Annotated in this window: 6 protein-coding genes; 4 read left to right on the plus strand and 2 right to left on the minus strand. The window is 69.9% G+C overall.

Features of this window, described 5'->3' with window-relative positions; translation table 11 throughout:
• Both purN and purM read right to left on the minus strand, forming a co-directional pair.
• A partial coding sequence (purN, locus tag HC022_RS19135; protein WP_167453478.1) for a phosphoribosylglycinamide formyltransferase occupies positions 1-533 on the minus strand: 533 nt, incomplete at its 3' end.
• On the minus strand, positions 530-1,576 hold the full coding sequence (gene purM / locus HC022_RS19140; RefSeq protein WP_167453479.1) for a phosphoribosylformylglycinamidine cyclo-ligase: 1,047 nt from the start codon (positions 1,574-1,576) through the stop codon (positions 530-532). The genes purM and purN, both read right to left, overlap by 4 nt.
• 156 nt (positions 1,577-1,732) lie before the next feature.
• On the opposite strand from purM, the gene speB reads away from it, so the two are divergent.
• From speB to HC022_RS29365, 4 genes are all read left to right on the plus strand, one after another.
• Positions 1,733-2,704 (plus strand): agmatinase, encoded by a 972-nt coding sequence (gene speB, locus HC022_RS19145; RefSeq protein WP_167453480.1) that lies wholly within the window; start codon positions 1,733-1,735, stop codon positions 2,702-2,704.
• A 140-nt stretch (positions 2,705-2,844) separates the two neighbouring features.
• A complete protein-coding gene (locus HC022_RS19150; protein ID WP_167453481.1) occupies positions 2,845-3,984 on the plus strand; it encodes a CaiB/BaiF CoA-transferase family protein in 1,140 nt (379 codons plus the stop codon).
• Between the two features lie 130 nt (positions 3,985-4,114).
• Positions 4,115-4,693 (plus strand): YqaA family protein, encoded by a 579-nt coding sequence (locus tag HC022_RS19155; RefSeq protein WP_008885216.1) that lies wholly within the window; start codon positions 4,115-4,117, stop codon positions 4,691-4,693.
• Positions 4,690-4,799 (plus strand): disulfide bond formation protein B (locus tag HC022_RS29365; protein ID WP_167453482.1); only part of this gene is annotated, 110 nt, incomplete at its 3' end. The genes HC022_RS19155 and HC022_RS29365, both read left to right, overlap by 4 nt.

Genomic DNA, 4,799 nt, shown 5'->3' on the forward strand with positions numbered 1-4,799 from the left:
TAAAGCCGGTGCTCCTGCTCGAGCACCCGCGCGGCAAGCGCGTCGGGCGTGTCGCCGGGCAGCACCGGCACGGTGGCCTGACCCAGGATCGGGCCATCGTCGAGCTCGGGCGTCACCTCGTGCACGGTGCAGCCGTGCTCGCGGTCGCCCGCCTCGAGCGCCCGCGCATGGGTGTGCAGCCCGCGATACTTGGGCAGCAGAGAGGGGTGGATGTTCAGCATCCTCCCCTGCCAGTTTTCCACGAAGCTCGCGGTGAGGACGCGCATGAAGCCCGCCAGGCACAGGATGTCCGGCGCGGCCTTCACCAGCTCGGCCTGCAGAGCCTCCTGGAACGCCTCGCGGTCGCCCTTGAACGGCCGGTGATCGACCACCGCCGTGGGGACGCCGCGCGCGCGCGCCTTCTCCAGCCCTCCGGCGTCGGCGCTGTTGGCCAGCACCAGCACCGGACGCGCCGGGTGGTCTCCGGTCATGCTGTCGACCAGCGAGACCATGTTGGACCCGCCGCCGGAAATGAAGATGGCGACGCGCTTCAAAGCAGCGCGCCCTCGTAGGCCATGCCCGGGGTGTCGGTGACGCAGCCCAGCGTGCAGACCGTCTCGCCCTCTTCGCGCAGCAGCGCGGTGAGCGCCTCGGCCCGGTCGGCACTGACCGCGAGGATCATGCCGATGCCGCAGTTGAAGGTCTTGAGCATCTCGGCCTGCGACATGCCGCCGGTCTCGGCCATCCACTTGAACACCGGCGGAAGATCCCACGCGTTCAGGTCGATGGCGGCGCCGGTGCCTTCGGGCAGGACGCGCGGCAGGTTCTCGGTCAGGCCGCCGCCAGTGATGTGCGCCAACGCATGGACGCCGCCCGCGCGGACCGCGGCCAGCGCCTGCTTCACATACAGCCTCGTCGGGGTCAGCAGCACCTCGCCGAGCGAGCCCTCGGCCCAGGGGCAATCCGCCTCCCATCCAAGGCCCGAGACCTCGACCAGCTTCCGCACGAGGCTGTAGCCGTTGGAGTGGACGCCGTCCGAGGCAAGCCCGATGAGCACGTCACCGACCGCGACGCCGGCGGGCAGCTCGGTGCCGCGCTCCATGGCGCCCACGGCAAAGCCCGCGAGGTCGAAATCGCCCGCCGGGTACATGCCCGGCATCTCGGCGGTCTCGCCACCGATCAGCGCGCAGCCCGAGCGCACACAACCCTCGGCGATGCCCTCGATGACGCGCGCGGCGCTGTCGGTGTCGAGCTTGCCGGTGGCGAAGTAGTCGAGGAAGAACAGCGGCTCGGCGCCCTGGCACACGAGGTCGTTCACGCACATCGCCACGAGGTCGATGCCGACGCCGTCCACGTGGCCGGTGTCGATGGCGATGCGCAGCTTGGTGCCGACGCCGTCGGTGGCCGCGACCAGCACCGGATCGGTGTAGCCCGCCCCCTTGAGATCGAAGAGCGCGCCGAAGCCGCCCAGCCCCGACACGGTGCCGGGCCGGTTGGTCCGCTTGGCTGCCGGTTTGATCCGGTCCACCAGCGCGTTGCCCGCGTCGATGTCCACACCCGCGTCTGCGTAGGTGATGCCGTTCTTGCCGTCGCTCATGCCGCCCTCCGGAATGTTTGCGCGCGGCTTTAGCGCATGGGCGCCGCGAAGGAAAGCGCCAAGCACGTGCCGCGGGGCCCGAGACGGCAGGGATTGCCCCGGCGCGCGGCCCGGCGCAGGGTGCCCGAAACGACGACAGGACCAAGGAGGACCGTCATGGCGCACGGATACGAGTCGGGGCGGCTGAACCTGCCCTTCACCGGCATCTGCACCTTCGCCAAGAAGCCCTATGTCGAGGACTGGACCCGGATCGAGGCCGACGCGGCCATCCTGGGCGCGCCCTTCGACGCCGGCACCCAGTGGCGGGCGGGCGCGCGCTTCGGCCCGCGCTCGGTGCGCGAGGCCTCGACGCTGTTCTCCTTCGGCCACGCCGGGGCCTACGACCACGAGGACGACGCCACCTATCTCGGCGAGGACGTGCGCATCGTCGACATGGGCGACGCGGACATCGTGCACACCGACACGCTGGCCAGCCACGCCAACATCCGCGAGGGCGTGCGGGCGGCGCTGGACGCGGGCGCGCTGCCGGTGGTGATCGGTGGCGACCACTCCATCAACATCCCCTGCATCGAGGCCTTCGAGGGTCACGCGCCCTTCCACGTCCTGCAGATCGACGCCCATCTCGATTTCGTCGACGAGCGCCACGGCGTCACCCGCGGCCATGGCAACCCGATGCGCCGCGCCGCCGAGAAGGATCATGTGAGCGGCCTGACCCAGGTGGGCATCCGCAATGTCTCGTCCACCGCCAAGGAGGGCTACGACGCCGCGCGCGCCATGGGCTCGGACATCCTGTCGGTGCGGCAGGCGCGCAGGCTCGGGGCCGCGGGCGTGGCCGAGCGCATCCCCGCCGGGGCGCCGGTCTACATCACCATCGACATCGACGGCTTCTGCCCCTCGATCGCGCCGGGCACCGGCACGCCCTCGCACGGCGGCTTCCTCTATTACGAAGTGCTCGAGATCCTGCAGATCATGGCGCGCGAGCACCGGGTGGTGGGCATCGACCTCGTCGAGGTCGCCCCCGACTACGATCCCACCGGCTCGACCGCGATTCTCGCCGCACAGGTGCTGATGAACCTGCTCGGCTTCGTGTTCCATGCCCGCGCCTCGGGCAGCGGGGATACGATTTAGCACCCGGCGCGGGGAAGGCGCGACATCCGGAGCGCAATTAACGGAAAGGTTGCAGATCCGGTGTAGCTTTCCCTTGCACGAGGCGGGGCGGGCACGGGAAGCTGTTCGACAGAGCAGCATATCATGAGAGCCAAAGGCCCATGTCCCTTCCCCTTGCCGGCGTCACGATCGTCGATTTCAGCCGGATTCTCTCCGGTCCCTACGCCACCATGATCCTCGCGGATCTCGGTGCCTCGGTCATCAAGATCGAGCGTCCCGGCCGCGGCGACGGCGCCCGCGCGCTGCCACCGCTGAAGAACGGCAAGAGCGGCTATTTCGCCGCGGTGAACCGGGGCAAGCGCTCGATCGCGCTCGACCTCGAGAATGCCGAGGATCGGGCGCTGCTGCGCCGCATCCTCGCCCGCGCCGACGTGCTGGTTGAGAACTTCCGCCCCGGCGTGATGGACCGCCACGGGCTTGGCTGGGAGGCGCTGCATGCCGAGCTCCCGGCGCTGGTCTACGCCTCGGTCAGCGGCTACGGCCAGACCGGCCCGGACGCGCGGCGCCCCGCCTATGACGCGGTGGCGCAGGCCCGCGCAGGCTTCATGGCGCTGACCGGCGATCCGGGCAGGCCCCAGCGCGCCGGCAGCTCCATCGCCGATCTCGCCGGCGGCATGTTCCTTGCCCACGGCATCCTCGCGGCGCTCTACGACCGGGTGCGCACCGGGCGCGGGCGGCGGGTGGACGTGGCGCTCCTTGACGCGCAGTTGGCCCTCATGGAGCAGGCGGTGGCGCAGACCGCCATCGGCCCCGCCCCTCAGGCCAACGGCACCCGGCACCCGAGCCTCGCCCCCTGCGAGGCGGTGGCGGCCTCGGACGGCGCCTTCGTGCTGGCCGCCGGCAGCGACGCCCAGTTCGAGCGCCTGTGCCTGACGCTGCAACTGCCGCTGTCGGACGATCCGCGCTTTGCCAGCAACGCGGCACGGCTGAGCCATGCCCGGCTGCTGAAGCGGCTGATCGAGGCCGCGACGCTGGAGCACCCGCGCTCGCACTGGCTGGCCAAGCTCACCGCCGCCGGCATCCCCTGCGCGCCGATTCAGAGCATGGATCAGGTGATGAAGGACCCGCAGCTGATGGCGCGCAACATGATCGTCGAGGTGCTCGACCGCTACGGACGCGCCACCTTCAAGGCCGCGGGCAACCCGATCAAGATGTCGGGGATGGAGGACCGCCCTGCCCGTCCCGCCGCGCCCGAACTCGACGGCAACCGCGGCGATATCCTGCGCTGGCTCGAGAGCTGAGCCGCTCTCCGCCTGCCTCGCAGGCATCCTGACGCCCGTCTGGCACCGGACCGGCCCAGAACACCAATTCGTCGGTTGCACCCCGCGCGCCCCCGTGCTTCCTGCGAAACGGAAACCCGGAGACCATCCTATGCTGCGCCGCCTCTATGACTGGACCATGTCGCTGGCCGACCACCCCAAGGCCCTCTGGGCGCTCGCCGCGGTGGCCTTCATCGAGGCGTCGATCTTCCCGATTCCGCCGGATGTGCTGATGATCCCGATGGTGCTCGCGGCGCCGCGCCGGGCCTGGCTGATTGCGCTGGTGGCGACGGTGGCCTCGGTGATCGGCGGGCTCGCAGGCTACGTCATCGGACACTTCTTCTTCGAAGGCCTCGGACGCCCGATCCTCGAGGCGCTCGGCAAGGGTGACGAGATCGAGGCCTTCAACGCGCGCTTCAACGGCGTGGGCTTCTGGGCGGTGCTCATCGCCGGCGTCACGCCCTTTCCCTTCAAGGTCATCACGATCATGTCAGGCTGGACGGCGATGCCGCTCGGCACCTTCGTGGTGACCGCCATCATCGCGCGATCGCTGCGCTTTTTCGTGGTGGCAGGGCTGCTCTGGGCCTTCGGAGCCCCCATCCGCGACTTCATCGAAAAGCGGCTGGGGCTTGTCTTCACACTCTTCGTGCTCATTCTTTTGGGCGGCTTCTACCTCGTGAGGTTCCTTTGAGACTGACCCGGACTTTCCTGATCCTGCTCGCTGCCGCCGGCTCTCTGGCGCTGCTGCTCGGTGCCTTCGGGTTCCAGGTCCTCGGAGGGCTCACCCCCTGCAAGCT

It is taken from the genome of Salipiger sp. HF18 (assembly GCF_011806505.1).
GTDB lineage: Bacteria > Pseudomonadota > Alphaproteobacteria > Rhodobacterales > Rhodobacteraceae > Salipiger > Salipiger thiooxidans.

Coding starts and splice junctions, on each gene's coding strand:
- HC022_RS19150 (WP_167453481.1), top strand. CDS start 2,845: ATGTCCCTTCCCCTTGCCGGCGTCACGATCGTCGATTTCAGCCGGATT.
- purM (WP_167453479.1), bottom strand. CDS start 1,576: ATGAGCGACGGCAAGAACGGCATCACCTACGCAGACGCGGGTGTGGAC.
- speB (WP_167453480.1), top strand. CDS start 1,733: ATGGCGCACGGATACGAGTCGGGGCGGCTGAACCTGCCCTTCACCGGC.
- HC022_RS19155 (WP_008885216.1), top strand. CDS start 4,115: ATGCTGCGCCGCCTCTATGACTGGACCATGTCGCTGGCCGACCACCCC.